Source organism: Clostridiales bacterium, assembly GCA_025757645.1.
In the GTDB taxonomy this organism is placed as follows: domain Bacteria; phylum Bacillota; class Clostridia; order Oscillospirales; family Oscillospiraceae; genus CAG-103.
In genome coordinates this window covers 2,273,189-2,298,661 of record CP107216.1, presented here as the reverse complement: position 1 = coordinate 2,298,661, position 25,473 = coordinate 2,273,189, and the positions used below count along the sequence as shown (strand labels likewise).

Below are 25,473 nucleotides of genomic sequence, written 5' to 3'. Positions count from 1 at the left end.
GTGTTTTTCGCCGTACAGGCGCTTTGTCACGCGGGGATGCGCCGGTACAGCCGCGCACGCAGCAGCGTCGCCAGTGCGAGCTTGACCGCGTCCGGAAGCAGAAACGGCAGCACGCACTTGGCCAGCACCACGCCGAGCGTGATGGCGCCCGTGCGGGTGTAGACGATGAGAAACCACGCCGTTCCGAACGCATAGCACACGAGCAGCCCCACGGCCGCCGAGAGCACGAACACCCACTGGCCCTGCCCCCAGTGCGCCTGCGCGAAGGTGATGATGAGCGTCAGCAGCACAAAGCCGACGAGGTAGCCGCCCGTCGTGCCGAGCAGGGACGCGAACCCGCCGCGAAAGCCCGCGAACACCGGCGCGCCTACCGCGCCCAGCAGCAGATACACCAGCACGCTCACCGTGCCGCGCTTGCCGCCGAGCAGGCCGCACACGGTGAAGATTGCAAACGTCTGCAGCGTGAACGGCACGTCCGCCGGGATGCTGATCCACGCGCACACGGCGATGAGCGCCGCGCCGATCGCGCAGAAGCACAGGTCTCTGGTCGAAAATTTCATAGGATCTCCTCCGATTGTAAAGTAAAACAAAGAACTACTTGACAATCGGACGATAGCACACGCGCGCCAAATTGTCAACCGGTTTTGAAAAATGCTTTACAATTTCGCTGCCATCGGCTAAACTGACACCAGAGAAAGATCCAAAGGAGTGTGATCTCATGCTGCGGGACGATGTTTTGCTCCTGCTCACGGAGGCGGAGGGGTATCTCTCCGGCGAGGAAATGCGCGAAAAGCTGGGCGTGTCGCGCGCGGCGGTCAGCCAGGCGGTGCGCGCGCTGCGCGCAGACGGCTATGATATCGACGCGGTCACGAACCGGGGCTACTGCCTGCGCGCGCGGCCGGACACGCTCACGGCCGGGGACGTGCTGTCCTACCTGCCGGAGGCGCGGCGGGCGACGGTGCAGTGCTTTGCGCAGATCGACTCCACGAACAGTTATCTCAAGGCCGAGGCCATGCGCGGCGCGCCGGACGGTCTGTGCGCCATTGCCGACCGGCAGACGGCCGGGCGCGGCCGGGCCGGGCGGCCGTTTCGCTCGGACGCGGGGCAGGGGGTCTACCTGTCCATGCTCCTGCGGCCGAATTGCGCGCCCACGGCGGCCATGACCATGACGGCGCACGTCGCGGTGGCCGTCTGCCGCGCGCTCGAGGCGTGCGGCGTGCAGCCGGGCATCAAGTGGACGAACGACCTTGTCCTCGGCACGAAAAAGCTTTGCGGCATCCTCACGGAGCTGACCGTCGAGGCCGAGACCGGCACGGTCGATTCCATCGTGGCCGGCATCGGCGTGAACGTCCACCAGCGGCCGGAGGATTTCCCGCCGGAGCTGCGCACCATAGCGGGCTCGGTCCGGTCCGAGACGGGGCTGGAGATCTCCCGCGCGCGGCTGGCAGCGGAAATGGTGCGCGCGCTCGACCAAATGTACCTCGACTGGCAGCGCGACCCGCGCGCGTATCTCGACGATTACCGCGCGCGCTGTGTCACGGTCGGGCGGCCGGTGCGCGTCGTGCGCGGCGAGGATGTCCGCACCGGCTTTGCCGAGGCGGTGGACGACGACTTCGCGCTTGTCGTCCGCTGGCCGGACGGCACGCGCGAGACCGTCACCGGCGGCGACGTGTCCGTGCGCGGCCTGTTTGGCTATCTGGATTGAATACGAAAGCAGTGGCTGCATCGCTTGGATGCAGCCGCTGCTTTTGACTGGCGGAAAGTCTGCTGGGTTTTCGCCAAAATGCCTGCAGTCTGCTGTGCGCTGCGTTCAAGGGAGACCGCGCGACGCACGACGAGGCCAGAGCCATGCTCGGCAGGATGGTGGAGCTACAGAAGCTTTGGGACGATGCGCTGGTGGACGCGGCGAAGACGAAGGCTGCAAAAGAAAACACCGCCGGGGATGGCAGTGTGCAGGAGCAGGCGCGTCAAGCGTATGAAAATAAAAACTTGGCTGAGGATAGCGAAGTCTATAATTATGGTTTTCTGACTTCGCTGCCGGATATGCGCATTACGAGACTTCCGGAAGTACCGATGATCAGAGACACAGGCGGGAAGGTGAATTCCGCTGTTGTTATCACTGAAGGCATGAAAAATGCTCGCAGCGTTGGCGGCGAGCGCGATGGGAAAATCTATGTCCAAAATGCGTATACAGGTAGACAACTCCGCATTGACACGTCCAGCATTCGGCATGGTTTGAACGGCGGGGTAAACCGTTTGATAACGAATGCCAGACTTGGTGCTGTGATTGGTGATGTGGTTCAAAATGCAGTTCCTGTGAACGCGCTGTACAACAAGGCAAAAGACGTGATGGGCACATACGCTATGGCGGCTTATGCGAACGACAGCCGAAACCGAGAGTTTGTGGCCATTGTTACAGTTGAGCAGAGAAGTGGAAATATTTCCGGTTTGGAATCTTACGATGTCACTCATGCGGTCAGCGGGAGGCAAAAAAATAGCAGCCAGGCGGACACAAAGTCCCAGGGTGTTTACCCTATCAAGGCTGCTAAAATAAGTATAGCTGACTTTTTGAGTATTGTCAACAGCACACATCAGAGCGTATTGTCGGACGATGTTTTGCAGCATTTCAGAGAATCGAGGAACCCGAATGGAGATTATTCTGGGCGGGTGAAATTCTCTGAACGCGACAGTGCAGGAAACGAGCTTTCGCAGCAGCAGCGTGAGTTTTTCACAAACAGCAAAGTTGTCGATGGCAACGGAAATTTGAAAGTGATGTATCGCGGCGGTAATGGCGATTTCACAGTGTTTGACCGCAAACATTCCAAAGGGAGCAATCTTTACGGCCGCGGATTCTATTTCACGGACAGTGTGTCTCATGCCATCCAATATGGTAGCGCGCGTGCGTACTATTTGAACATTACGAGCCCTGTGTCTACCACGGAAACCACGATCGCCAGAGGTCAAATGCGAAAGTTCCTCGAAGCTGTTGCTGCAAACGAAGATGATTTTAGCTTCGAAAACTATGGCTATGGCTCTACGCCGAGCAGCGTTCTTCGGTCGGTCTATACCAGCGGGCGCAGCGATTTTGCAATGCTATATGATGTTGACCAGACGGCTGTCGGAGACATGGTGGCATCGGTCGAGCTGTTCAATAAAGTAAATGGGACGGATTATGATGGACTCATTCTCGACACGGAGACGGTCGCGTTTTATCCAGAACAAATTAAGAATGTAGATAACCGCGAGCCTACCGGCGACCCGGACATCCGATTTTCTGAGCGTGACGACACACGGACAGACCGCGATGTGCTCTCCGATGCTGTGGACGGAGACGCTGCCAACGTGCGCGAGACCGTCACCGGCGCGGGCTGTTCGGCTATCTGGACTGAATACAAAAGCAGCGGCTGCATCGCTTGGATGCAGCCACTGCTTTTCTGCGCGGGTTTCAGTACGCGCTGATGGGCAGCGAGTCGTCGTCCTGCCCCTTTTCCACGGAGCGGATGACGATGTCGTAGCCGACGTTCTCGTTGACCTGCACGTGCACGGTCTCGCCCGCGCGGTGGCCCATGACGGCCTTGCCGACGGGGGACTCCTTGCTGATGAGGCCCTCGAGCGCGTTTTGCCGCAGCGTCGTCACGAGGCGGATCGTCTGCTCCTCGTCGTCGTCCGGGATATAGATGACGACCTTGTCGAACAGACCCACCACGTCACCGGACGAGTGGTCGGAGATGACCTTCGCCGTGTCCACCATCCGCTGCAGGTAGCGGATGCGGCTGTCGTTGCGGTTTTTCTCGCGCTTGGCGGCCTTGTATTCAAAGTTCTCGCTCAGGTCGCCGAAGCCGCGCGCCACCTTGACCTCCTCGATCAGCTTCGGCCGCAGCTCCCGCGTGCGGTAGTCGATCTCGTCTTTCATCTTCTGAATGTCGACTTCCGTCAGTTCGTCATACATGAAAAACACCTCGATTTCTCAGGCGTCCATCTTATCACATTCCGTGTCGGAAGAAAAGGCTTTGCCGTCGTTTTCCACGAGCTGCCTGCGAAAGATCGCGCGGAACACCCCGCGCGTGGCCGGCCCGGCGGCAAAGATCTGCCACAGCAGCGCCCACGGCAGGTTGCGGTAGAGCGTGGCGAGAAAGCGCGCGAAAAACTCCGCGTCAATGCCCGTGAACAGCGCCGTTGCGATCAGGCTCATCGACGGGCACATGACCATGACCGTGCAGCCGGACACGGCCAGCGTCACGAGCAGCGGGTTGTCGCGCCCCTGCCGGACGAATTTGTGCGCGATGTGCTGCCCCGCGCGGCTGCCATAGAGCATGGAGACGACAAAGACGATCGCGCCCATGAACGCGGTCTCCTTCAGCGCGGGCAGGAAGACCGCGTTGGACATCGCGCCGAGCTTGTGCGCGACGTTGGCGACCTCCATCCCCAGCGCCATGAAATACGACATCAGCAGTCCGAAGACCGCACCCTGTGTTTTTGTCTGCGGCATATTGCAGACCTCCTTTTTTGATGTGCGGCTGCTTTGCGCCGGGCAAACAAAAAAGCGCACAGCGTCCGGTGTCCGGATGCTGCACGCTTTGCGTTCCTGTTGTGTCAGTGCTACACGAGCCAGCTTCTTTTTTAGCAGATCCCGGCCGAAAAGTCAAGCGCCGGCACATGATTTTCCGCTCCCCGGGCACACTAGCCCATATTGAAAGGAGTGGTTCGGATGGACCTGCTGCAAGTGGCGGTCACGTCCGTGGGTGCGTTTGTGGCGCTGTTTCTGCTCTCCAAGCTCATGGGCCACCGCCAGATCTCGGAACTGAGCGTCTTTGACTACGTCAACGGCATCACCATCGGCTCGATCGCCGCCGAGATGGCCACGGAGCTGGAAAAACCGCTGCGTCCGCTCGTGGCCATGGTGGTCTGGGCGCTGCTGGTGTGGCTGCTCGAGGCGCTGACGAGCAAGTGTCCGCGCCTGCGCAAATATATCAGCGGCGCGCCGTCGATCATCTTTGACAACGGCAAGCTCTACCGCCGCAACATGAAAAAGGCCCGCCTCGACCTGAGCGAATTTCTCATCCAGTGCCGCCAGCAGGGCTTTTTCGACCTCGGCGCCATCCAGACGGCGGTCTATGAGCCCGACGGCCGCCTGACCATCCTGCCCGTGGCGGCCCGCCGCCCGGCCACGCCGGAGGACATTGGCATTGCCCCGGAAAAGGAGCAGATCTTCACCGAGCTCATCATGGACGGCCGCGTCCTCGGCGAGAACCTGCACCGCATGGGCGTGGACGAGACGTGGCTGCTCAGGCAGCTGCGCCAGCAGGGTTACCACAGCGCGCGCGAGGTGTTCCTCGCCGTGGCCGATGCCAACAAGCAGGTGGCCGTCTACCCCGTCAGCACTTGACAGATTCCAAAAACCGCGCTATGATTGCTTCAAATTATTGAACTTTTTAAGTGAGAGGCGATCATTATGCAGCATACGGAGCTTCGGCGCACGGGGAAATTCCTGCTCTTCTCGTGCTCGGCCGGGCTGATCGAGCTCGGCAGCTTTGCGCTCTTCAACGAGGTGTTTCACTGGCCGTACTGGGGCGCGTACCTGACGGCGCTCGTGCTGTCAGTGCTGTGGAACTTCACGTGCAACCGGCGCTACACCTTCCGCTCGACGGAGAAGGTGGTGCGGGCCATGACGCTCGTGTTTTTGTACTACTGTGCGTTCACGCCGCTGTCCACGCTGCTCGAGCACCGGCTCGCGGACGTGCAGGGGTGGAACGGCTACCTCGTGACATTTTTGAACATGGTGCTGAATTTCGTGACGGAGTTTCTCTACCAGCGCTTCGTGGTCTACCGCAAGTCGCTGGACACGAACAAACTTGCGCACACCCATTCCTGATCGAATCCATTTTCCGGGCGCAGCGGGCGCTCTGCTTTTTCGGCAGAGCGCCCGCTGCGCCGTCTTGTATTTTCTGCGCAGGTTTGGTATCATAAGGGGCATGAGATCGACAGCTCCGCGTCAGGAGCGGGAGGGAGCGGACATGAAAACAGCCATCGTGACCGACGGAAAATACCGGTCGTCCATCGCGGCGGTGCGCGCGCTGCACCGCGCGGGCTATCAGGTGATCGTGACGCAGACGCGCGCCGACGTGCACGCCGTGCCGGCGGCCGCATCCTCGCGCTGCTGCGCCGCCTTCCGGTGGATCGACGGCGCTGCGGCCGACGACGGCTACGCGGACCGGCTCGCGGCGCTGCTGGAGACGTATGACCACCCGGTGCTGTTTTGCGTCGGCGCGGTCACGCTCAACACGGTCGCCGCACAGCGGGAGCGGTTTGCCCGGATCGCGGATTTTCTCATCGCGCCCCGGCCCGTGCTCGACGCGCTCAATGATAAGGAGACGGTGCACGCGCGCGCGCAGAGCCTCGGCATTCCCGTGCCGCGGCAGTATGATGGCGTGCCGCCGGAGCGCTACCCCGTTGTCATCAAGCCGCACTGCGGCGAGAAATTCGGCCTCAAGGCCGCCGACCGCTATGCCGTCGCCGACACGCCGGAGGCGTATGCGCAGATCCTCGCGCGCATGCAGCGCTACGATCCGTCGCCCATCGTGCAGGACAAGATCGCCGGCCCGGGCATCGGCGTGAGCCTGCTGCTGGACCGGGACGGCCGTATGATCAGCGCGCTGTGCCACCGCCGCATTCGGGAGTACCCGATCACCGGCGGCCCGTCGACCTGTTGCGAGAGCTTTTATGACGCCGCGCTCATCGACCGCGCGTACCGGCTGCTGCATTCGTTCGGCTTCACGGGCATGGCCATGGTGGAGTTCAAGGGCGACTGCCTGCTGGAGGTCAACCCCCGCGTCTGGGGCAGCTTCCCAATGACGGAGGCGGCCCAGAGCCCGCTTGTGGCGCACTATGCCCGCGCCGCGGCGGGGGAGCGGGTGGCCTATGCCGCGCAGGATTACCGGACCGGCGTGCGTATGCGCTTTCTGCTCAATGACACGCTCGCCGCGCTGCACTATCTGCGCGCCGGGCGCATCGGCGTGTTCCTGCGCAGCATTGCCGACCTGTTCACGGCGAAGGAGGCCCTGCGCTGCCGGGGCGACAACCGCGTGTTCTGGGTCTATCTGAAAAACAGCCTGTTTGCGCGCGGGTGATTTCCGCGCAGAGAGGAGCTTCTGCCCATGGAGGTCAAACTCGACCTGCACATTCATTCCGAGCACTCGCCGGACGGGCGCATGGCCCTTGACGAGATCGTCGCGTGCGCGCGTGCACGGGGCTTGCAGGGCGTCGCCGTGTGCGATCATGACCGCGCCCTGACCGAGACGTTGGACGCGCCGGATTTTCTGCTCATCCCCGGCATTGAGCTCTCGACGGATCGGGGGCATCTGCTGGGCCTGTTCGTCACCGAGCAGATCGAGGCACGGGAGCTGGACGCCGCGATCGACGCCGTGCACGCCTGCGGCGGCCTCGCCGTGATGGCGCACCCGTTCGAGCGCAGCAGCGATGCACAGCGGCTCGACGCCTACCTCGACCGGCTCGACGGCATCGAGGTCTGGAACGGCCGGGCCGACCGCAAAAACCCGCAGGCCAACGCCATGGCGTGCGCGCTTGCGCAGCGCACGGCAAAGCCGGTCACGGCCGGCAGCGACGCGCACCTGCCGGAGGAGATCGGCAACGGCGTCGTGACGCTGGAGGCCGACGCGCTGACGCTGCCGGCCGTCCGTGCGGCGCTGCTGCGCGGGGCGACGGCCGTGGACGGGCGGCGCGGAAAGGCGCGCTATGTCGCCGAGAGCCAGCTGACCAAGCGCCGGCGCACCCATGCCGGCGCGGCAGCCTATGTCAAGTGGGCGCTCTTTGCCGCAAAGTGCTGCCTGCAGGATATCACTTGGAAAGGGGAGACCTATCATGTCCTGGATCGTTAAAGTAGGAAAGCAGGGCAAAAAGATCGTCAAGAAGCTCATTACGCCCGCAGAAAAACACTATGTCGGCTATACCCGGCGCATCGAGCGCGTGCACACGACGCGGCGCATCTGCGCCATGACGTTTGACGACGGGCCGATGGGCCTGCCCGCGTCGCCGGACCGGTTCGACGGCCGGACGCTCACGGACGTGCTGCTCGACACGCTGGCGCAGTACGGCGCGCGCGGCAGCTTCGACGTCATCGGCGACACGAGCGCCAACTACCCCGACGAGGCCGGCAAGCTCGGCAGCGCCGCGTGGGGCGGCGTGCGCTTTGACCATTACCCGGACATTCACTGCGACGAGCAGGGCGGCGCGGAGCACAACGACCGCCTCATCCGCCGCATGCTCGCCGAGGGCCACCAGATCACGAACCACGGCTACCGGCACATCATTTTCGGCAAGAAGCCGTTCGTGTACGGCGCGCGCGAATATCTCCCCGGCTTTGACGCCGCGGTGGAGGATCTCACCCGCCTGCACACGCTCATGCAGACGCGCTACGGCTATACGATGACGCTCGCGCGCCCGCCGCACTATGTGGACAAGATGACCGGCGGATTCACGAGCTACGATGTCTATGACCACATGGGCTATCAGTACATGGCGGCGTCGTTTGACGGCGCGGGCTGGCTCCCGTCCACGGAATCGGACCCGGAGGCGGCGCTGCAGGCGGAGATCCGCGCCATGGTCGAGCCGATGCGCAAGGCGCTGGAAAAAGACCCGGACTTTTTCTGCGGCCAGATCATTTTCCAGAAGGACGGCTACAACATGGCCAAGCGCACGCCGGTGGCCTTCGCCCTCGGCGAGCAGCTGGCGCTGCTGCAGGAATACGGCTATCAGGTCGTGCCGGTGGGCGAGCTGCTGGCGGAGAGCCCCTTTGCGGACGTCGGCCGCGACGAGCCGCTGTTTGACCGCCTGACGGCGCTCGCACAGCAGCGGGCGATCGTCTTTTCCGATAACCGCCTGCGGCTCGACAATCCCATGACGGTGGGCGAGCTGGCGATGCTGCTTGCGCCGAAGGCGGAGGCCATCACGCGCCGCGTCGCGCAGCTGCGCCGGACCGGCCGCGCCGGCGCTTACGACGGCGCGATGGCCTGGTGCCGGGAAAACGGCCTCGTCTCCGAGGCGGCGCACCCGGCGGATCACGTGACCGCGCTGCCGGAGGCGTGGTTCGTTCCCACGGACAGCTTCACCCGCCGGGATGTCTATGCGGCGTTCCGCATGGATCGGCTCTGAGCGATACAAAAACAAACAGCGCCGGACGGAAGCCCGTCCGGCGCTGTGCGTTTATGAAAGTTTGAAATCCGGGAAATACTTTTCTGCGAAGGGCACGCGCTGCACCTGAAACGTCCGCCCGCGCAGGTATTCGAGCCTGCCCGCGTCCGTCGGCAGCGTGAACGTGAGCTTGTAGGAGTAGAGCATCTGCCCCGTCTCGCCATAGGTGCGGTTGATGCGCTCGCGGCCGTACTTTCCGTCGCCGAGCAGGGGGCAGCCGGCGGCGGCCATCTGCGCGCGGATCTGGTGCGTGCGGCCGGTCAGCAGCCGGCACTCGACGAGCGAGAGCCCCCTGGCCGAGCACAGCGTGCGGTATTCCGTCACGGCGGTCTTGGCACCGGGCTGCGGCTTTTTCGTCACGTAGACCTGGTTTTTCACCGCGTCCTTGAACAGATACCCCTCCAGCCGGCCCTCGGCGGGCTTCGGCCGGCCGCAGACGACGCAGAGGTAGGATTTTTCGATCTCGCGGCCGCGGATCTTGTCGTTCAAAATGCGCAGCGCCTCGGCGTTTTTCGCCGCGATGACGATGCCGCCGGTGTTGCGGTCGATGCGGTTGCACAGCGCTGGGGTGAAGGCGTTTTCCGCCTTCGGGTCCCACTCGCCGGTCTGGCGCAGGTAGGCCTGGATGTTCGAGATGAGCGTGTCCCAGCTCCACTCGCCCGCGCTGTGGCACAGCACGCCGGGCTTTTTGTCCGCCAGCAGGATGTTTTCGTCCTCGTAGACGATGTCGAGCCGCGGCGTTGCGATCTTCAGCCAGGCGTTGTGCTCCGTGGGCTTTTCAAAAAACTCGTCGTTGATGTATAATTGCAGCACGTCCCCCTCGACCAGACGCACGTCGCGCTTGGCGGCCTTGCCGTTGCGCTTGATGCGCTTGAGGCGGATATATTTCTGCAGCAGCGATTCCGGCAGCAGGGGAACGGCCTTGCCGACGAAGCGGTCGAGCCGCTGGCCGGCGTCATTTTTGCGTATCTGGATCTCTTTCATGTCACACACCATCTCCACGCAACGATTATCGCGGATTTTCAGCGTATTGTCAACACAAATTCCTGTTGACAATTGGGGTGGATATCATCTATAATACTAAAGCGATTGTGCGAGGTGCGCTATGAAGCTGAATCTGAGAGAAATCATAGAAATTCCCGGCGGCAGTGTTCCGTTTGCGCAGGAGCTGGACACGGCCCTGCTCGACTTTCCCTCCGTCCGGGCCTACACCGCGCCGATCACGGCCGAGGGCAAGGTGGTCAATACGGCCGGCATCCTCACGCTGCAGGGCAAACTGCACGCGCAGATGCTGTGTGTGTGCGACCGCTGCGGCGCGGAGTTTCCGCGCACGGTCGACCTCGACCTGCACGCCGACATCACGGCGGATGCGCAGGACGACGATCCTGAGGTGTTTACGCTCGACGGAGACTGGCTCGATGTGGACGAGGTGCTCTCCACCAGCTTCATCCTCAGCATGGATACCAAGTGCCTGTGCAAGCCCGACTGTGCCGGACTGTGCGACCGCTGCGGCGCGAACCTGAACCTCGGGCCGTGCCGGTGTCAAAAACCCCGCGATCCAAGAATGGCTGTATTAGAGCAGCTTTTGGATAATAAAACTGACGAAGAAGAGGAAGCTGCTCATAACAGCGACTGACGAGGAGGTGTCATCATGGCAGTCCCGAAAGGAAAAGTGTCTCGACAGAGACGTGACAAGCGTCGTTCGTCCCACTGGAAGCTCACCGCTCCCGCGATTGTGAAGTGCCCGAACTGCGGCGCATTCGTCATGCCCCATCACGCCTGCAAGACCTGCGGCAAGTACAACGGACGCGACGTCATCAAGGTTGACGACTAAAAGAAGCTGAGAAGAGGAGCACTTGCCCCTCTTCTTTTGCTATGTGCCGGAGTTTCCCGGCGCATAGCAAAGGAATCCCGAGCAAAGGAGGCGCGGCGTATGCATCGCTGCACGATCAGCCACATCGACCCCGACAGCCCGCTGCGCCACGCGGCCCATCCCGGCGACCGGCTGGTGTCCATCAACGGCAACCCGATCACCGATGTGCTGGACTATAAATATTACGCCTATGACCCGGAGCTGGCGGTGTGCCTGCGCCGCCCGGACGGGACGGAGCACACCGTGCACGTGTCGAAGCCCCTCGGCGGCGAGCTGGGGCTGGACTTTGAGACCTACCTCATGGACAACGCCCACTCGTGCGCCAACCACTGCGTGTTCTGCTTCATCGACCAGATGCCGCCGGGTATGCGCCCGACGCTGTATTTCAAGGACGACGACGCGCGCCTGAGCTTCCTCATGGGCAATTATATGACGCTCACGAACCTGTCCGAGCGCGAGGTGCAGCGCATCATCCACCTGCACATCAGCCCCATCAATGTCTCCGTGCACGCGACGGACCCGGAGCTGCGCTCGTTCCTGCTCGGCAATCCCCGCGCGGGCAAAACGCTCGAGATCATGCGGCGCTTTTCTGACGGCGGCATCACCATGAACTGCCAGATCGTCTGCTGCCCCGGCCTGAACGACGGCGCGCAGCTGCAGCGCACGATGCACGACCTCGCGGCGCTCTATCCAAAGGTGCACAGCGTGTCGATCGTGCCGGTCGGGCTGACGAAGTTCCGCGAGGGGCTCTACCCGCTCACGCCGTTCACGCCCGAGCACGCGGCCGAGACGCTCGACCTTGTCAACGCCTTCGGCGACGAATGCGTCAAAAAATTCGGCGCGCGCATCTTCTTCTGCGCCGACGAGCTGTATCTGAAAGCGGGGCGCGAGCTGCCGCCGGAGGAATTTTACGAGGAATTCACCCAGCTGGAAAACGGCGTCGGCATGCTGCGGCTGCAGCAGACGGAGTTTCGCTCGGCGCTGAGCCTGTCCGATCCGCCGGACGGCGTGCCGTTTTCCATGGCGGCGGGTGTTTCGGCGGCGCCGTTTCTGGAAAAACTTTTGTGTACGGCGCAGGAAAAGTATGCTACAATAAAAGGACACGTCTACGCGATCGAAAATGACTTCTTCGGCCGCAGCATCAATGTCTCCGGTCTCATCACCGGGCAGGACCTCATCGCGCAGCTGCGCGGGAAGGATCTCGGCGAGCGGCTGCTGATCTCGAACAACATGGTGCGCCACGACGAGCTGGACTTTCTCGACGACATTACCCTCGAGCAGGCCAGCGCCGCGCTCGGCGTGCCCATCTACCCCGTGGACGCCGACGGCTTCGCTCTCTGCGACGCCATGTTCGGCATCCTGCCGGAGGTGCACCTGCCCGACCGGGGCAATGGCAGCACCGACGGCGCGGAATACTACAAATACAATCCCCATAAGGAGGGATAATCATGTCCAGACCCCTGGTTGCGATCGTGGGCCGGCCGAACGTCGGCAAGTCCATGCTCTTCAATAAGCTCTGTGGCCGCCGCCTGTCCATCGTGGAGGACACGCCCGGCGTCACGCGCGACCGGCTCTATGCCGAGTGCGAGTGGTGCGGCCGCACGTTCGATATCGTCGATACCGGCGGCATCGAGCCGAGCACCGACAATGAGATCCTGCTCTTCATGCGCGAGCAGGCGCAGCTCGCCATCGACGCGGCCGACGTCGTCGTGCTCGTCACCGAGATCGGCACCGGCGTCACCGCCGCCGATCAGGAAGTGGCCAATATGCTCCTGCGCTCGAAAAAGCCCGTCGTGCTGGCCGTCAACAAGATGGACTCCACCGGCGCGGTCGACCCCGGCATCTATGAGTTTTACTCCCTCGGCCTCGGCGACCCGATCGCCGTGTCCGCCGTGCACGGCCACGGCACGGGCGACCTGCTCGACGCCTGCCTGGAGCATTTCCCGCCCGCGGATGCGGACGATGCGGACGCGGACTACACCCGCGTCGCCGTCATCGGCAAGCCGAACGTCGGCAAGTCCTCGCTCGTGAACCTCATCCTCGGCGAAAAGCGCGTCATCGTCAGCAACGTCGCCGGCACGACGCGCGACAGCGTCGACACCCGCTTTGAGAACAAATACGGCAAGTATATCTTTGTCGATACCGCCGGCATCCGGCGCAAGTCCCGCGTGGACGACCGCATTGAGAAATTCTCCGTCATGCGCGCCAAGCTCGCCATCGAGCGCGCGGATGTGTGCCTGATCATGATCGACGCGCGCGACGGCGTCACGGAGCAGGACACGAAGATTGCCGGCCTCGCGCACGAGGCGGGCAAGGCGTCCATCATCGTCGTGAACAAGTGGGACCTGGTTGACAAAGAGACCGGCACCATGGAAAAAATGCGCAAGGACGTCCTGCGCGACCTGAGCTTCATGTCCTACGCGCCGGTGCTGTTCATCTCGGCCCTGACCGGCCAGCGCACCGAGCGGCTGTTCGAGCTCATCAACTTTGTCAACGACCAGAGCGCCATGCGCATCACCACCGGCATGCTCAACAACGTCCTCGCCGACGCGCAGGCGCGCGTCCAGCCGCCGACGGACAAGGGCCGCCGCCTGAAGATCTATTACATGACGCAGACGGGCGTCAAGCCGCCGTGCTTCGTCGTGTTCTGCAACAGCCGGGAGCTGTTCCATTTTTCCTACCAGCGCTATCTGGAAAACCAGATCCGCGCCGTGTTCGGGCTGGAGGGCACGCCCATCCGCATGGTCATCCGTCAGAAGGGGGAGCAGGAATGATCCCCGGCCTGCTCGCGGCCATCGCCGTTTTCTCCTACCTGCTCGGCGGGCTCAACGGGGCGATCATCGCATCGAAATACGTCTTTCACCGTGACGTGCGCGATTACGGCAGCGGCAACGCCGGCCTGACGAATTTCTTCCGCACGTTCGGCGCGCCCGGCCTCGCCATCGTCATCGGCACGGATGTGCTCAAGACCGTCATCGCCGTCGTGGCCGGCGGGCTCATCATGGGCACGCAGGGCGCGGCGTCCACGGGGCAGGTGTTCGCGGGCTTTTGCGTCATGCTCGGCCACATCTACCCGGTGTTTTACGGCTTTCGCGGCGGCAAGGGCGTGCTCTGCGCCGAGACGATGCTGCTGATCGTGAGCTTTCCGACCGGCCTTGTCTCGCTGCTGATTTTTGTCGGCATCGTCTGGGCCACGCGCTATGTGTCGCTCGGCAGCATCTGCGGCGCGCTCATCGCGCCCATCGGCGTGCTCGCCGCCTGCGGCAAGCTGCCGGCACTGCTGAGCCTGTTTTGCGTCATTCTGCTCGTGGTCAAGCACCGCAGCAACATCGGCCGCCTCATCCGGCACAAAGAGTCCAAACTGTCTTTTAAGAAAGACCTGTCAGATAAATTTGACGACGAAGATTTTTGAAACAAAGAGAAGAGGGAATGAAACCTATGCTTGAACTCAAACACCTTTGCTTTGAGGCCGAAACGGACGCCGGTGTCCGCCAGATCCTCAAGGACGTGAGCCTCACGGTCGATGAACGCATGGTCGTCATCACCGGCCCGAACGGCAGCGGCAAGTCCACCATGGCCAAACTCATCGCCGGCATCGAGCAGCCGACCTCCGGCCAGATCCTGCTCGACGGGGAGGACATCACCCACATGTCCATCACCGAGCGCGCCCGCCGCGGCATCAGCTTCGCTTTCCAGCAGCCGGTGCGCTTCAAGGGCATCACGGTCTTTGACCTCATCAGCATCGCCTCCGGCAAGAAGCTCTCGACGAACGAGGCCTGCACCTATCTGTCCGAGGTCGGCCTGTGCGCACGGGATTATGTCAACCGCGAAGTGAACGCCAGCCTTTCCGGCGGCGAGCTCAAGCGCATCGAGATCGCGACCATGCTCGCCCGCGGCACGAAGATGTCCATCTTCGACGAGCCCGAGGCCGGCATCGACCTCTGGAGCTTCCAGAACCTCATCAGCGTGTTCGAGAAGATGCACGAGGCGATCCACGGCAGCATCCTCATCATTTCGCACCAGGAGCGCATTCTCGAGACGGCCGACAAGATCGTCGTGCTCGTCGACGGCGAGATCCGCGCCATCGGCAGCAAGGATGAGATCATGCCCGTGCTCATGCAGGCGTCGAGCGTGTGCAGCCGTCTGGCTGACAAGGTCTGAGGGAGGGAATCACCATGGATGCAATTGAGAAAAAACTGCTCGAAGAGGTCGCCGACCTCCACGGCATCCCCGAGGGTGCCTATAACATCCGCGCCGACGGCAAGCTCGCCGGCCGCAACACGACCGCGCACATCAACATCGTCACGAAGGAAGACAAGCCCGGCATCGACATTTACATCGCCCCCGGCACGAAAAACGAGAGCGTGCACATCCCGGTCATCATTTCCCAGACCGGCCTCAAGGACATGGTCTACAATGACTTTTACATCGGCGAGGACTGCGATGTGACCATCGTCGCCGGCTGCGGCATCCACAACTGCGGCACGCAGGAGTCCCGCCACGACGGCATCCACAGCTTCTTCGTCGGCAAGAACGCCAAGGTGCGCTACATCGAAAAGCACTACGGCGAGGGCGACGGCAACGGCGAGAACGTCATGAACCCGACGACGATCGTCGACCTCGGCGAGAACGCCTACATGGAGATGGAGACGACCCAGATCAAGGGCATCGACTCCACATACCGCGACACGCAGGCCCACCTGTCGGACGGCGCCACGCTCATCATCAAGGAAAAGATCATGACGCACGGCCATCAGCACGCGGAGACGAACTTCTCCGTTGACCTCGACGGCTATGATTCCAGCACGAACGTCATCTCCCGCTCCGTCGCCAAGGATCACTCCAGCCAGATGTTCAACTCCAACATCCGCGGCAACAACAAGTGCGCTGGTCACTCGGAGTGCGACGCCATCATCATGGACAGCGGCACCGTCGGCGCGCGTCCGGAGATCACGGCAAACTGCGTCGAGGCCAGCCTCATCCACGAGGCCGCCATCGGCAAGATCGCCGGCGAGCAGCTCGACAAGCTCATGACCCTCGGCCTGACCGAAAAGGAAGCCGAGGAGCAGATCATCAGCGGCTTCCTGAAGTGAGGTGCGCGGCGTGATCGAGATCCTCTGTTTCGGCGACAGCAACACCTATGGCTTCACGCCCGACTGGAAGCACCGCTACGGGCGCGACATTCGCTATCCCGGCGTGCTGCAGACCCTGCTCGGCGACGGGTATTACGTCGCGGAGGACGGCCTGGTCGGCCGCACAGCGGCCTTTCCGGACAGCAACCGCGACGGGCGCTCCGCGCTCGAGACGCTGCCGCTGAGCATCGAGAGCCACGGCCCGGTGCAGTACATCGTGCTCATGCTCGGCACGAACGACTGCAAGATCGACAAGACCCGCTCCGCCGAGGACGTGGGCGCCGGCATGGACAAGCTCGTGCGGCTCGTCATCGGCATGCTGCCCGCGTGGACGAAGATCCTGCTCGTGGCCCCGCCGCCGCTCGGCCCGGCCGCGCCGCAGCGCGACCCGGAGTATGACGCGCAGTCGCTCGCCGTCTCGCAGGGCGTGGCGGCGCAGTATCAGATGATCGCCGAGGCGTATGGCCTGCGGTTTCTGGACGCCGGCACGGTCACGCAGATGAGCGCGCTCGACGGCGAGCATCTCGACCCCGACGGGCACAAGAAGCTGGCCGCCGCCATCGCGGATATCGTCCGCCGCGACTGCGAGGCGTGAGCGCGCGGGCGCACAGACAATGCGAAAGAAACCCTCTGCGCGGCGCCCGAATCGCCGCGCAGATTTTTTCGCGGAAATGCAAAAACGTTCTTGACATTCGTGTCGTTTTCTGATATGATACACCTTGCCTGTGGGGGTATAGCTCAGCTGGGAGAGCGCTTGAATGGCATTCAAGAGGTCAGCGGTTCGATCCCGCTTATCTCCACCACGAAAATCCTGTAATCTTTGAGATTACAGGATTTTTTCGTTTTCAATTTTTCGTGGGCGCTATGCAACAGGGTGTGAAATAAATCGAAAAATTTGTTCTATTTCATACTCCGTTGCACACTCTCTGCACAGTCCTGTTTATGGGACTGGCGCTCTGATAGTATGAAAGTACAGAGGAAAACCGGCTTTGGGAAAGAAGAAATGATATGTGGTTTTTTGCGCTCATATATCGCTCATATATATTATTGTTGGGCTGGTTCGTGAGAGCTATCTGGAGTTTGTTGCTGCGCAGTACTATTGCGATCAATGCAGATGGATGGCGGAGCGTAAGCGCAATGGGCGGCTGCCTGCAGACTACGAATGGTGGGGGCGTTAGAGCATGACGATGGAATTGAGGCAAGCAGAAGCACTGCTGACGGAGCTGGCCGACGGCGTCGACCCGCTGACGGGCGAGTGCCTGCCGGCCGACAGCGTCTGCAACCGGCCGGAGATCATCCGCGCGCTGCATTGCGTGCTGCGGTATGTGTCGGACCGGCCGAAGCGGTCTGCACCACTGCCCAATGCGGGCAAGCCGTGGACGGAGGCGGATGAAGCCGCCCTGATGCAGATGTTTGACGTAGGCTGTTCCATGGAGGAGATGCAGGCGCGGTTTCAGCGCACAAATGGCGCAATCGTTCGGCGTTTGGAGCGCCTCGGCAGACTTCGCCCCGGCGAAACAATGAAATAAGGAATCCCCGGCGTGCGGTGAATACCGACGCCGGGGATTCCTTACTATACATTTATTTGAAAACCGTGTCAGGTTTTGGCCGCGGACGGCGGAGATAGAACCGCTGCAGTTCTTTGATCGTGTAGTTGGTGCCAAATTGGCGATTGATGAGATTGCGCGCCATACCCCAGTTCCAGCCGTGCTCGCCAACGAGCCGGTACAGGACGTCGAGTATTTCGGGCTGCATATCGGGTCATCCTTTCTGATTCTGAAAGTTTCCTGGCCGCATGATCCGCGGCGGTACAGCGCCGGCAGGAAATGTCCCGAAGTCCGGCACTGCAGCTAGGAGAAAAGATAGCATATTTCAGGCGAAAATGCAAGGAAATAACAAAAAATCTTGTATAGATGAGATAAAGATTTGCAAAAATCCCCGGCCGACGATTTTTCCGTCGGCCGGGGATGCGATTTTGTGCCGCCGCGGTCATTTGCCGAGGGACTTGACCCAGTCGGTGACTTCCTGCTGCGTGACGGCGGAGGGGAAGCGCTGGCCCTCCTGCCAGTCGCCGGTGCCGGCGAGCGCCGCGAGCTGCGCGCCGCTCTCGCCGATGTCGCTGCTGCCGGAGGTGCAGAAGGGGATGACCGTCTTGCCGGTGAAGTCATTGGCCTTGACGAACGTGTCCACAGGCCACGCGGCGATGCCCCACCAGATCGGGTAGCCGATGTAGACGGTGTCATAGCCGGCCCAGTTCGCCACGGTCGTGGTCTTGAGCGCCACGTCGCGCAGGGTCTCGTCGTCATGCTCGCGCGAGACGCGGCTGTCGGCGTTGTTGTAGTCCAGGTCGGCGCTCGTGTACGGCTCGGCCGGTTCGAGCTCCAGCAGATCGCCGCCCGTCGCGGCGGCGATGGCCTCGGCCGCGGTCTTCGTGCTGCCGGTCGCGGAGAAATAGACGACGAGCGTCTTGCCGTCGGCAGCGGCGGGGGCCGTGGTGGCCTCGGGCGCTGCGGTCCTGCTGCCGCAGGCGGCGAGGCTCAGCAGCATGATCGCGCCGGTCAGCACGGGGATGAGCTTTTTCATGGCGATGCCTCCTCAGTCGTGGATGGCCGCGATCCAGCGGTCAATGGTCTTGTCCGGCGTGCGCAGGGTCGTGTCGTCGAAGTGCACGTCGAGGCCCGGTTTCACGTCCGCGCCCGGGCACAGCGCCGCCACGTCCTTGAGCGTGCGGCCAAGCCAGCCGCCGTTCGTGGCGAAGGGGTAGACGGTCTTGCCACCGAGGTCGTGCGCGGTCAGGAACGCGCGCGTGGCCGGGGCGCAGGTGTACCACCAGACGGGCGTGCCGAGCACGATCGTATCGTAGCGGTCAAGGTCGATGTCCATCGCCTTGAGCTCCGGCAGGAAGCCGCGCTTGACCTCCTGCTCGCCCTGCGCGACCACATCGTCATATGAGCCGGTGTAGGGTACGACGGTGTCGATGCGGGCGATGTCGCCGCCGATGGCGCTGTGGATGCGCTCGGCGATGCGCTGCGTGTTGCCGCGGTAAGAATAATAAAGAATGAGAGATTTCATATTGCTTACCTCCGTATTGCATATTGTTTTCAGGTTACCGTCATCATACAGCATGAAGCTGACTTTAGGTCAAGATGGTGAAATGTAAATTTTTCTTGAATAAGGCGAAAGAGTGTAAAAAGCCCCGCACCGGTATGGTGCAGGGCTGTGTGATTTTTATCCCAGCTGGTCGAGCTCTGCCTGCCACACGGCGGCGCAGGCGTCGCTGGGCATGCGCCAGTCGCCGCGGGGGCTGAGTGTGACCGATCCGATCTTCGGCCCGTCGGGCAGGCAGCTGCGCTTGAACTGCTGCGCGAAGAAGCGGCGGTAGAAATTTTTCAGCCAGTGCAGCAGCACATCGTCCGGGTACCGGTCGCCGAGCGCATGGCGCGCCAGCCGGTAGATCTTCGCCGGGCCGAAGCCGAAGCGCAGCACGTAGTAGAGGTAAAAATCGTGCAGCTCATACGGGCCGACGAGCGACTCCGTCTGCTGGGCAATCTCGCCGTTTTTGTTCGCCGGCAGCAGCTCGGGACTGACCGGCGTGTCGAGAATGTCGAGCAGCACGGCGCGCAGGGCCTCGTTTTCCGCCGCGTCGGCGGCATAGCGCACGATGTGGCGCACGAGCGTTTTCGGCACGTCGGCGTTCACGCCGTACATGCTCATGTGGTCGCCGTTGTAGGTCGCCCAGCCGAGGGCCAGCTCGCTCAGATCGCCCGTGCCGACGACGAGCCCGCCCGTGCGGTTGGCGAGGTCCATGAGCTCGAGCGTGCGCACGCGCGCCTGACAGTTTTCATACGTCACGTCGAGCGCGGCTTCGTCCTGCCCAATGTCGGCAAAGTGGCTGTGGACGGTACGTGCGATCGGGATCTCCTGAAATGTCACGCCCAGCTCCTCGCAGAGGATCTCGGCGTTCGAGCGCGTGCGGTGCGTCGTGCCGAAGCACGGCATCGTCACGGCCAGCACGTCCTGTGCCGGGCGGCCGAGCCGCTGCATCGCGCGCACGGCCACGAGCAGCGCAAGGCTGCTGTCCAGCCCGCCGGAGATGCCGATGACGGCGGTCTTGGCGTGCGCGTGGGCAATGCGCTTGGCCAGCCCGTCGGCCTGCATGGCGAGGATGAGCTCGCAGCGCTCGGCGCGGGCGGCATCGCCGGCCGGGACGAACGGCGTCGGCGAGACGGGCCGCGTGAGCTGCACCTCCCGCAGCGGCAGGTGGAACACGACCGTCTCGTATCCCGCGCTCTCGGGCTGGAACGTCGTGCTGCGGCAGCGCTCGCTGACCATGCGGCCGAGGTCGAGCTCCGTGCAGGCGCAGCCCGGGCCGAAGGGCTTCGCTTCTGCCAGCAGCGCGCCGTTTTCGCAGATGAGGTCGTGCGCGGCAAAGACCATGTCGGTCGTGGATTCTCCGTGGCCGGCGTCGGCGTAGAGATACGTGCACAGCAGCCGCGCCGACTGCTGGCACACGAGCGCGCGGCGGTAGTCGGCCTTGCCGATCGTCTCGTCGCTGGCCGAGAGGTTTGCGATCACGGTCGCGCCCGCGAGTGCGTGGTGCGTGCTCGGCGGCAGCGGGGCCCACAGATCCTCGCACACCTCGGCCGCGAGGCAAAACTCCGGCATCTCCGCGCAGCGAAACAGCAGCTGCGTGCCGAACGGCACCTCCTGCCCGGCAAAGCGCAGCGTGCGCACGCCGGCGGGTGCGGGGTTGAACTGCCGCTTTTCGTAAAACTCGCCGTAGTTCGGCAGGTGCGTTTTCGGCACCAGACCCAGCAGCTTCCCGTGGCAGACGACGGCGGCGCAGTTATAGAGCTTGCCGTCCACCGCGACGGGCAGGCCCACGAGTGCGACAAGGTCGAGCCCAGCGCTCGCCTCCAGCACGGCGGCGAGCCCTTTGGCCGCGGCGCGCTGGAGCGGCTGCTGGAAAAACAGGTCGCCGCACGTGTAGCCGGTCAGCCCCAGTTCGGGGAACACCGCCAGCTGCGCGCCATCCAACGCCGCGCGCTGCATGGCGGCGATGGTCTGCTGTGTGTTGAACGCGCAGTCGGCCACGCGCAGCGCAGGCGAGACCGTGCAGGCTTTGAGAAAACCGTGGATCATGATGTTATCACCCTTTCAAAAAGCAAAACCCGGAGCGCAAAGCGCTCCGGACGGCGCGGCAAATTTGCCCGCGCCGCAGATCGGAATCGAGGCGGGCCTTGCCCCCTCGAGCTCCCCCGCTGCTCCGGAATCTGCACAGCGGGAAATGCCTTTTTGTGATCTGAACCGGCAAAACCCGGAGCGCAAAGCGCTCCGGGTTTTGCGGATGCTATATCATACCACGGTTGTAGGGGGAAGAACAAGTGGCGGTATGCAGAAAATGTGTGCCGGGAAGCCCAAAATCACGGGTTTTGTGCACAGTCGGCGTCGAGTGCGGCGTATTCCGCGTCCGTGACGGGCTCGCACCATTCGTTGCTCGTCTCCTCGCCGGGGCACTCGACGGCGATGTGGCTGAACCAGCAGTCCTTCTGCGCGCCGTGCCAGTGCTTGACCCCGGCCGGGATGGTCACGACGTCGCCGGGGTGCAGGGCCTGTGCGGGCTTTCCCGCCTCCTGATACCAGCCCAGACCGTCCGTGCACAGCAGCAGCTGGCCGCCGCCGGACTTCGCGTGGTGGATGTGCCAGTTGTTGCGGCAGGCGGGGGAGAAGGTGACGTTTGCGAGGAAAACGGTCTTCGTCGGGTCGGTCAGCGGGTTAAGGAAGCTCTCGCCGGTGAAGTACTGCGCGTAGGCCGTGTTCGGCTCGCCGAGGCCGAAGAGACCGCCGTTTGCGTCCGCGCTGCCGTCGGCGTAGACCTCCTTCGCCTGCCGGAAGGCGGCCCAGGCGTTCGGCCAGCCGGCGTAGAAGGCGAGGTGCGTGAGGAGCTCGGCCATTTCGGCCTTCGTCACGCCGTTTTGCTTCGCGGTCGTGAGGTGGTAGGTGAGGGAGCTGTCCGTGATGCCCTTGCTGATGAGCGCCGTGATCGTGACGATCGAGCGCAGCTTGAGCGGCAGCTGTCCCTCGCGCGACCAGACCTCGCCGAAGAGCACGTCGTCATTGAGCTCGGCAAATTTGGGTGCAAAATCATGCAGGGCGTCTCTGCCCGCAGTCTGTTTGACCATGATGATACCTCCTTATTTCAGATACTGACGGTAAAATGCTTCGATGCGGTCGAACGGGATGATGTCCATTCGGTCGTAGAGATCGGTGTGCACAGCGCCGGGGATGAGCAGCAGCTCCTTGTTGCCGCCCTGCAGCCGGGCAAAGGCGTCGCGGCTGAAGTAGCACGAGTGCGCCTTGTCGCCGTGGATGACGAGCACGGCGCTGCGGATCTCATCGGCGTAGGCGAGCAGCTTCGCGTTGAGCAGCGGCAGCGGGGACGTGACGTTCCAGCCGTCGGTGGAGTTGAGCGAGCGCGGGTGGTAGCCGCGCGGGGTCTTGTAGTAGTCGTGGTAGTCCTTGACGAAAAACGGCGCGTCGTCCGGCACGGGGTCGACCACGCCGCCCGCGCGCTGATACGTGCCGGCCTTGTAGTCGGCGGTGCGCTGCGCATTGAGTGCCTGACGCAGGGCATAACGGGCGTCCGGATTGTCGTCGGCGTCAAAGTAGCCGTTGGCGGTCACACGGGTCATGTCGTACATCGTGGACGTGACGGTGGCCTTGATGCGCGTGTCGATGGCGGCGGCGTTGAGCGCCATGCCGCCCCAGCCGCAGATGCCGAGGATGCCGATGCGCTCCGGGTCGACATCATCGCGCACGGACAGGAAGTCGACCGCGGCGGAAAAGTCCTCGGTGTTGATGTCGGGCGAGGCGACATAGCGCGGCGTGCCGCCGCTCTCGCCGGTGTACGACGGGTCAAAGGCGACGGCCAGAAATCCGCGCGCGGCGAGCTCCTGCGCGTACAGGCCGGAGCTCTGCTCCTTCACCGCGCCGAACGGGCCGCTCACGGCCACGGCGGCGCGCTTTCCGGCGGCGTTTTTCGGCTTGTAAAGATCGGCCGCGAGCTCGATGCCGAAGCGGTTGTGAAACGTGACCTTGCAGTGGTCAACGGCGGCGTTTTGCGGGAACGTCTTGTCCCATTCCCGGGTGAGGGTCAGGGTGCTGTTCATGGTTATATACCTCCTGTATCGGTTTTATGCGATGGCTGCGCCCATGGCGCGGGCGGGCTCAAGTGCGGGGTGGCCGGCGATCGCGCCCGGCTCGGTCACGCCGCCGGCGAACACCGTCCCGGCGAGGCGGCACTTTTCGTAGCACGCGATCCAGCCTTCGAGCCCGTGGATGGCGCGCTCGTCCGTATCCGGCTCGTCCTCGGTCGCCGAGGCGAGCAGGTAAATGTCGCGGAATGCGTAGTCCGACGGGAAAAGGGCGTTGACACGGCCGCTGTGATCTGATATCCTAAGCATACAACCTGAAGCTGACTTCAGGTCAAGCATTTTTTCGCGAATTTTTTTCGAGGTGATCCCATGTATACGATCGGACAGGTGTCGGAGCAGTTTGATCTGCCGGTCTCCACGCTGCGGTATTATGATAAGGAGGGGCTGTTCCCGGCGCTCACGCGCACGTCGGGCATCCGCCGCTTCGGCGAGCAGGAGCTCGAGGCGCTGCGCGTGATCGAGTGCCTCAAGCGCTCGGGGCTGGAAATTAAGGAGATCAAGCAGTTTATGGAATGGTGTGCGCAGGGGAGCGAGACGTACCCGCAGCGGCACGCGCTCTTTGTGCAGCAGGCCGAGCGGGTGGAGGCGGAGATCGCGCGCCTGCAAAAATCGCTCGACATGATCCGCTTCAAATGCTGGTACTATGAGCAGGCCATGCGCGACGGCAGTGAGGACCGCGTGCACGCCATGCTGCCGGATCATCTGCCGCCGGATATCCAGCCAATTTATGACCACGCGCACGAAACGTAATCATACCATTTTGATTCAGAAAGGATGGCGACCTATGAAACAGCGAACGATCCTCTCGACCCTTCTGTTCTGCGCGCTGCTGCTGGCCGGCTGCGGCACTGCGGCGCAGACCCCGGACGCGACGCCCACCCCCGCGCAGGAGGCGGCGGCCACGCCGACGCCGACGCCAGACCCGCTGAGCACCCTGCCGTATACGGACGGCCAGCTCTATGCCGCGGCCTACCTCGGCTATCAGGCGCCGACGGATCTGGATTTCTTCCAGCAGACGTATTTCGGCGGCCGGGAGCTGCCGGTGCACCACATCTCGGACGGGGACTTTTATCTCATCATCCCGCGCGACCCGAACGCGACCGTGCGCCTGTACAAAAACGATATGGTCACCGACTCCAAAACGCTCTTTTATGAGCAGACGAACGGCGATGCCTTCGTCATCGGCTGCAACGTCAGCGACATTTTCCCGGACGTGACGGTCTCGATCACGTCGGGCGGCGAGACGGTGGACTTTTCGCCGTATATCTCGCTCAAGGACGGCAGTGTGGAGGTCGGCGAGTGCGGCCTGAACATCACACGCATCTCGACTGCGCCCTGACGAATTGCGAAAACGACCCCGGGTGCGATCTGCACCCGGGGCCGCTGGTTTATCTGAGGTTATGCGAGCGTCAGCTCCGTGCTTGCACAGACGACGGCGCCCACGCGCTGCATATCGGCGAGGTTGCCTGCCTGCACGGCATCGGTGACGGACGATGTGCAGTCCGAGAGCACGACGGCGTCATAGTCGAGCGAGATGGCGTCATAGCACGTTGTGCGGATGCAGTTGGGCGTGGTTGTGCCCGCGAGCAGGACGGTCTGCACGCCGAGCCGGCGCAAGATGAGGTCGAGCCCTGTGTGGAAAAACGCTGAGAACCGGGGCTTTACGAGCACATAGTCCTGCGGCAGGACGGTGAATGCGTCCGGAAACGCATCCGACAGGTGCGCGGCGCAGTCCTCCGAGAGCGGCTTGCCGCCGGAAGCCCACGCGGCCGCGCGCGGCTTTTCCACGTCCGTGCCGTCGGCCCGGTAGTGGCGCACGGCGTAGATGACGGGAACGCCCGCTTCGTGGCAGCGGCCGATGAGCGCCGCGCACGCGGGCACGGTCTCCTCCGCCGCCGGGATGCACAGCGGGGACGCGCTGTCGAGAAAGCCCCGTTGCATGTCGATCATGATGAGTGCCTGTTTGGGCATGGCGCTTGCCTCCTGACAAAGTAGATGCCTCTATGATAGCGCTGCGTGCCGGATTTGGCAAGCGCGGCTTGCCATC

The 25,473-nt window shown here is 62.9% G+C and carries 30 protein-coding genes and 1 tRNA gene; 19 read left to right on the top strand and 12 right to left on the bottom strand.

What is annotated here, in order from left to right; genetic code table 11:
• Nucleotides 1–26: 26 nt before the first annotated feature.
• Nucleotides 27–560: a biotin transporter BioY gene (locus OGM61_11145; protein ID UYI84385.1), complete on the bottom strand. Its 534-nt coding sequence runs from the start codon at nucleotides 558–560 to the stop codon at nucleotides 27–29.
• A 158-nt stretch (nucleotides 561–718) separates the two neighbouring features.
• Between OGM61_11145 and OGM61_11140 the strand changes: the two genes are divergently transcribed.
• Both OGM61_11140 and OGM61_11135 read left to right on the top strand, forming a co-directional pair.
• Entirely contained in the window at nucleotides 719–1,705 is a 987-nt protein-coding gene (locus OGM61_11140; GenBank protein UYI84384.1) for a biotin--[acetyl-CoA-carboxylase] ligase, read from the top strand.
• 143 nt (nucleotides 1,706–1,848) lie between these two features.
• Entirely contained in the window at nucleotides 1,849–3,459 is a 1,611-nt protein-coding gene (locus OGM61_11135) for a hypothetical protein (protein UYI84383.1), read from the top strand.
• Here the strand turns inward: OGM61_11135 and OGM61_11130 are convergent.
• Both OGM61_11130 and OGM61_11125 read right to left on the bottom strand, forming a co-directional pair.
• Nucleotides 3,446–3,949: a GreA/GreB family elongation factor gene (locus OGM61_11130; GenBank protein ID UYI84382.1), complete on the bottom strand. Its 504-nt coding sequence runs from the start codon at nucleotides 3,947–3,949 to the stop codon at nucleotides 3,446–3,448. The two genes, OGM61_11135 and OGM61_11130, sit on opposite strands and share 14 nt — an antisense overlap.
• An 18-nt stretch (nucleotides 3,950–3,967) precedes the next feature.
• A complete protein-coding gene (locus tag OGM61_11125) occupies nucleotides 3,968–4,489 on the bottom strand; it encodes a DUF2798 domain-containing protein (GenBank protein ID UYI84381.1) in 522 nt (173 codons plus the stop codon).
• 219 nt (nucleotides 4,490–4,708) lie between these two features.
• On the opposite strand from OGM61_11125, the gene OGM61_11120 reads away from it, so the two are divergent.
• From OGM61_11120 to OGM61_11100, 5 genes are all read left to right on the top strand, one after another.
• Nucleotides 4,709–5,386, top strand: a complete 678-nt coding sequence (locus OGM61_11120; protein UYI84380.1) for a DUF421 domain-containing protein — start codon at nucleotides 4,709–4,711, stop codon at nucleotides 5,384–5,386.
• A gap of 66 nt (nucleotides 5,387–5,452) precedes the next feature.
• The gene (locus tag OGM61_11115; protein UYI84379.1) at nucleotides 5,453–5,872 is read left to right on the top strand and encodes a GtrA family protein; all 420 of its coding nucleotides are present in this window, start codon (nucleotides 5,453–5,455) and stop codon (nucleotides 5,870–5,872) included.
• 142 nt (nucleotides 5,873–6,014) lie between these two features.
• Nucleotides 6,015–7,127: an ATP-grasp domain-containing protein gene (locus tag OGM61_11110; protein ID UYI84378.1), complete on the top strand. Its 1,113-nt coding sequence runs from the start codon at nucleotides 6,015–6,017 to the stop codon at nucleotides 7,125–7,127.
• 27 nt (nucleotides 7,128–7,154) lie between these two features.
• Entirely contained in the window at nucleotides 7,155–7,895 is a 741-nt protein-coding gene (locus OGM61_11105; GenBank protein ID UYI84377.1) for a CehA/McbA family metallohydrolase, read from the top strand.
• Nucleotides 7,879–9,168 (top strand): polysaccharide deacetylase family protein, encoded by a 1,290-nt coding sequence (locus OGM61_11100; protein ID UYI84376.1) that lies wholly within the window; start codon nucleotides 7,879–7,881, stop codon nucleotides 9,166–9,168. Before OGM61_11105 ends, OGM61_11100 begins: the two co-directional genes overlap by 17 nt.
• Nucleotides 9,169–9,219: 51 nt before the next feature.
• On the opposite strand, the gene OGM61_11095 is transcribed toward OGM61_11100, so the two are convergent.
• Nucleotides 9,220–10,191 (bottom strand): RluA family pseudouridine synthase, encoded by a 972-nt coding sequence (locus OGM61_11095; GenBank protein ID UYI84375.1) that lies wholly within the window; start codon nucleotides 10,189–10,191, stop codon nucleotides 9,220–9,222.
• Between the two features lie 121 nt (nucleotides 10,192–10,312).
• On the opposite strand from OGM61_11095, the gene OGM61_11090 reads away from it, so the two are divergent.
• The 10 genes from OGM61_11090 (at nucleotide 10,313) to OGM61_11045 (ending at nucleotide 17,741) form a co-directional block, all read left to right on the top strand.
• Nucleotides 10,313–10,843 carry a DUF177 domain-containing protein gene (locus OGM61_11090; protein UYI84374.1) on the top strand — a complete coding sequence of 177 codons (531 nt, stop codon included), beginning with the start codon at nucleotides 10,313–10,315 and terminating at the stop codon, nucleotides 10,841–10,843.
• 15 nt (nucleotides 10,844–10,858) lie between these two features.
• Nucleotides 10,859–11,041 carry a 50S ribosomal protein L32 gene (rpmF, locus tag OGM61_11085; GenBank protein UYI84373.1) on the top strand — a complete coding sequence of 61 codons (183 nt, stop codon included), beginning with the start codon at nucleotides 10,859–10,861 and terminating at the stop codon, nucleotides 11,039–11,041.
• A 99-nt stretch (nucleotides 11,042–11,140) separates the two neighbouring features.
• Complete coding sequence (locus OGM61_11080) at nucleotides 11,141–12,526, top strand: DUF512 domain-containing protein (protein UYI84372.1); 1,386 nt, start codon at nucleotides 11,141–11,143, stop codon at nucleotides 12,524–12,526.
• 2 nt (nucleotides 12,527–12,528) lie between these two features.
• Nucleotides 12,529–13,854: a ribosome biogenesis GTPase Der gene (gene der, locus OGM61_11075; protein UYI84371.1), complete on the top strand. Its 1,326-nt coding sequence runs from the start codon at nucleotides 12,529–12,531 to the stop codon at nucleotides 13,852–13,854.
• Nucleotides 13,851–14,492, top strand: coding sequence for a glycerol-3-phosphate acyltransferase (locus tag OGM61_11070; GenBank protein ID UYI84370.1), 642 nt, complete (start codon nucleotides 13,851–13,853; stop codon nucleotides 14,490–14,492). Before der ends, OGM61_11070 begins: the two co-directional genes overlap by 4 nt.
• A gap of 26 nt (nucleotides 14,493–14,518) precedes the next feature.
• Nucleotides 14,519–15,241: an ATP-binding cassette domain-containing protein gene (locus OGM61_11065; protein ID UYI84369.1), complete on the top strand. Its 723-nt coding sequence runs from the start codon at nucleotides 14,519–14,521 to the stop codon at nucleotides 15,239–15,241.
• 14 nt (nucleotides 15,242–15,255) lie between these two features.
• Nucleotides 15,256–16,173 carry a SufD family Fe-S cluster assembly protein gene (locus OGM61_11060; GenBank protein UYI84368.1) on the top strand — a complete coding sequence of 306 codons (918 nt, stop codon included), beginning with the start codon at nucleotides 15,256–15,258 and terminating at the stop codon, nucleotides 16,171–16,173.
• Nucleotides 16,174–16,183: 10 nt separating this feature from the next.
• A complete protein-coding gene (locus OGM61_11055) occupies nucleotides 16,184–16,807 on the top strand; it encodes a GDSL-type esterase/lipase family protein (protein ID UYI84367.1) in 624 nt (207 codons plus the stop codon).
• Between the two features lie 132 nt (nucleotides 16,808–16,939).
• A tRNA-Ala gene (locus OGM61_11050) sits at nucleotides 16,940–17,015 on the top strand.
• Between the two features lie 378 nt (nucleotides 17,016–17,393).
• Nucleotides 17,394–17,741 (top strand): hypothetical protein, encoded by a 348-nt coding sequence (locus tag OGM61_11045; protein UYI84366.1) that lies wholly within the window; start codon nucleotides 17,394–17,396, stop codon nucleotides 17,739–17,741.
• A gap of 52 nt (nucleotides 17,742–17,793) precedes the next feature.
• Here the strand turns inward: OGM61_11045 and OGM61_11040 are convergent, their stop codons facing one another.
• The 7 genes from OGM61_11040 to OGM61_11010 all read right to left on the bottom strand — a co-directional run bounded on the left by OGM61_11040 (nucleotide 17,794) and on the right by OGM61_11010 (nucleotide 23,675).
• Entirely contained in the window at nucleotides 17,794–17,967 is a 174-nt protein-coding gene (locus OGM61_11040; protein ID UYI84365.1) for a hypothetical protein, read from the bottom strand.
• 234 nt (nucleotides 17,968–18,201) lie between these two features.
• Nucleotides 18,202–18,795: a flavodoxin gene (locus OGM61_11035; protein ID UYI84364.1), complete on the bottom strand. Its 594-nt coding sequence runs from the start codon at nucleotides 18,793–18,795 to the stop codon at nucleotides 18,202–18,204.
• A gap of 12 nt (nucleotides 18,796–18,807) precedes the next feature.
• Entirely contained in the window at nucleotides 18,808–19,284 is a 477-nt protein-coding gene (locus tag OGM61_11030; GenBank protein ID UYI84363.1) for an NAD(P)H-dependent oxidoreductase, read from the bottom strand.
• A 156-nt stretch (nucleotides 19,285–19,440) separates the two neighbouring features.
• On the bottom strand, nucleotides 19,441–21,354 hold the full coding sequence (locus OGM61_11025; protein UYI84362.1) for an NAD(+) synthase: 1,914 nt from the start codon (nucleotides 21,352–21,354) through the stop codon (nucleotides 19,441–19,443).
• Nucleotides 21,355–21,635: 281 nt separating this feature from the next.
• Nucleotides 21,636–22,397 carry a carboxymuconolactone decarboxylase family protein gene (locus OGM61_11020; GenBank protein ID UYI85595.1) on the bottom strand — a complete coding sequence of 254 codons (762 nt, stop codon included), beginning with the start codon at nucleotides 22,395–22,397 and terminating at the stop codon, nucleotides 21,636–21,638.
• Between the two features lie 9 nt (nucleotides 22,398–22,406).
• Nucleotides 22,407–23,381 (bottom strand): alpha/beta hydrolase, encoded by a 975-nt coding sequence (locus tag OGM61_11015; GenBank protein ID UYI84361.1) that lies wholly within the window; start codon nucleotides 23,379–23,381, stop codon nucleotides 22,407–22,409.
• A 24-nt stretch (nucleotides 23,382–23,405) separates the two neighbouring features.
• Nucleotides 23,406–23,675 (bottom strand): hypothetical protein, encoded by a 270-nt coding sequence (locus tag OGM61_11010; protein UYI84360.1) that lies wholly within the window; start codon nucleotides 23,673–23,675, stop codon nucleotides 23,406–23,408.
• A gap of 60 nt (nucleotides 23,676–23,735) precedes the next feature.
• Between OGM61_11010 and OGM61_11005 the strand changes: the two genes are divergently transcribed.
• Both OGM61_11005 and OGM61_11000 read left to right on the top strand, forming a co-directional pair.
• Nucleotides 23,736–24,176 carry a MerR family transcriptional regulator gene (locus OGM61_11005; GenBank protein ID UYI84359.1) on the top strand — a complete coding sequence of 147 codons (441 nt, stop codon included), beginning with the start codon at nucleotides 23,736–23,738 and terminating at the stop codon, nucleotides 24,174–24,176.
• Nucleotides 24,177–24,210: 34 nt separating this feature from the next.
• Entirely contained in the window at nucleotides 24,211–24,765 is a 555-nt protein-coding gene (locus tag OGM61_11000; GenBank protein UYI84358.1) for a hypothetical protein, read from the top strand.
• 59 nt (nucleotides 24,766–24,824) lie between these two features.
• Here the strand turns inward: OGM61_11000 and OGM61_10995 are convergent, their stop codons facing one another.
• On the bottom strand, nucleotides 24,825–25,397 hold the full coding sequence (locus tag OGM61_10995; GenBank protein ID UYI84357.1) for a cysteine hydrolase: 573 nt from the start codon (nucleotides 25,395–25,397) through the stop codon (nucleotides 24,825–24,827).
• Nucleotides 25,398–25,473: the final 76 nt, after the last annotated feature.

Excerpts from the sequence above, each read along its gene's own strand:
- OGM61_11010 (UYI84360.1), bottom strand. The coding sequence starts at position 23,675 with ATGCTTAGGATATCAGATCACAGCGGCCGTGTCAACGCCCTTTTCCCG.
- OGM61_11065 (UYI84369.1), top strand. The coding sequence starts at position 14,519 with ATGCTTGAACTCAAACACCTTTGCTTTGAGGCCGAAACGGACGCCGGT.
- OGM61_11030 (UYI84363.1), bottom strand. The coding sequence starts at position 19,284 with ATGAAATCTCTCATTCTTTATTATTCTTACCGCGGCAACACGCAGCGC.
- OGM61_11110 (UYI84378.1), top strand. The coding sequence starts at position 6,015 with ATGAAAACAGCCATCGTGACCGACGGAAAATACCGGTCGTCCATCGCG.
- OGM61_11145 (UYI84385.1), bottom strand. The coding sequence starts at position 560 with ATGAAATTTTCGACCAGAGACCTGTGCTTCTGCGCGATCGGCGCGGCG.
- OGM61_11060 (UYI84368.1), top strand. The coding sequence starts at position 15,256 with ATGGATGCAATTGAGAAAAAACTGCTCGAAGAGGTCGCCGACCTCCAC.
- OGM61_11120 (UYI84380.1), top strand. The coding sequence starts at position 4,709 with ATGGACCTGCTGCAAGTGGCGGTCACGTCCGTGGGTGCGTTTGTGGCG.
- OGM61_11095 (UYI84375.1), bottom strand. The coding sequence starts at position 10,191 with ATGAAAGAGATCCAGATACGCAAAAATGACGCCGGCCAGCGGCTCGAC.
- OGM61_11005 (UYI84359.1), top strand. The coding sequence starts at position 23,736 with ATGTATACGATCGGACAGGTGTCGGAGCAGTTTGATCTGCCGGTCTCC.
- OGM61_11000 (UYI84358.1), top strand. The coding sequence starts at position 24,211 with ATGAAACAGCGAACGATCCTCTCGACCCTTCTGTTCTGCGCGCTGCTG.
- OGM61_11115 (UYI84379.1), top strand. The coding sequence starts at position 5,453 with ATGCAGCATACGGAGCTTCGGCGCACGGGGAAATTCCTGCTCTTCTCG.
- OGM61_11125 (UYI84381.1), bottom strand. The coding sequence starts at position 4,489 with ATGCCGCAGACAAAAACACAGGGTGCGGTCTTCGGACTGCTGATGTCG.
- OGM61_11080 (UYI84372.1), top strand. The coding sequence starts at position 11,141 with ATGCATCGCTGCACGATCAGCCACATCGACCCCGACAGCCCGCTGCGC.
- OGM61_11105 (UYI84377.1), top strand. The coding sequence starts at position 7,155 with ATGGAGGTCAAACTCGACCTGCACATTCATTCCGAGCACTCGCCGGAC.
- OGM61_10995 (UYI84357.1), bottom strand. The coding sequence starts at position 25,397 with ATGCCCAAACAGGCACTCATCATGATCGACATGCAACGGGGCTTTCTC.
- rpmF (UYI84373.1), top strand. The coding sequence starts at position 10,859 with ATGGCAGTCCCGAAAGGAAAAGTGTCTCGACAGAGACGTGACAAGCGT.
- OGM61_11100 (UYI84376.1), top strand. The coding sequence starts at position 7,879 with ATGTCCTGGATCGTTAAAGTAGGAAAGCAGGGCAAAAAGATCGTCAAG.
- OGM61_11140 (UYI84384.1), top strand. The coding sequence starts at position 719 with ATGCTGCGGGACGATGTTTTGCTCCTGCTCACGGAGGCGGAGGGGTAT.
- OGM61_11025 (UYI84362.1), bottom strand. The coding sequence starts at position 21,354 with ATGATCCACGGTTTTCTCAAAGCCTGCACGGTCTCGCCTGCGCTGCGC.
- OGM61_11135 (UYI84383.1), top strand. The coding sequence starts at position 1,849 with ATGCTCGGCAGGATGGTGGAGCTACAGAAGCTTTGGGACGATGCGCTG.
- OGM61_11130 (UYI84382.1), bottom strand. The coding sequence starts at position 3,949 with ATGTATGACGAACTGACGGAAGTCGACATTCAGAAGATGAAAGACGAG.
- OGM61_11015 (UYI84361.1), bottom strand. The coding sequence starts at position 23,381 with ATGAACAGCACCCTGACCCTCACCCGGGAATGGGACAAGACGTTCCCG.
- der (UYI84371.1), top strand. The coding sequence starts at position 12,529 with ATGTCCAGACCCCTGGTTGCGATCGTGGGCCGGCCGAACGTCGGCAAG.
- OGM61_11045 (UYI84366.1), top strand. The coding sequence starts at position 17,394 with ATGACGATGGAATTGAGGCAAGCAGAAGCACTGCTGACGGAGCTGGCC.
- OGM61_11040 (UYI84365.1), bottom strand. The coding sequence starts at position 17,967 with ATGCAGCCCGAAATACTCGACGTCCTGTACCGGCTCGTTGGCGAGCAC.
- OGM61_11035 (UYI84364.1), bottom strand. The coding sequence starts at position 18,795 with ATGAAAAAGCTCATCCCCGTGCTGACCGGCGCGATCATGCTGCTGAGC.
- OGM61_11090 (UYI84374.1), top strand. The coding sequence starts at position 10,313 with ATGAAGCTGAATCTGAGAGAAATCATAGAAATTCCCGGCGGCAGTGTT.
- OGM61_11070 (UYI84370.1), top strand. The coding sequence starts at position 13,851 with ATGATCCCCGGCCTGCTCGCGGCCATCGCCGTTTTCTCCTACCTGCTC.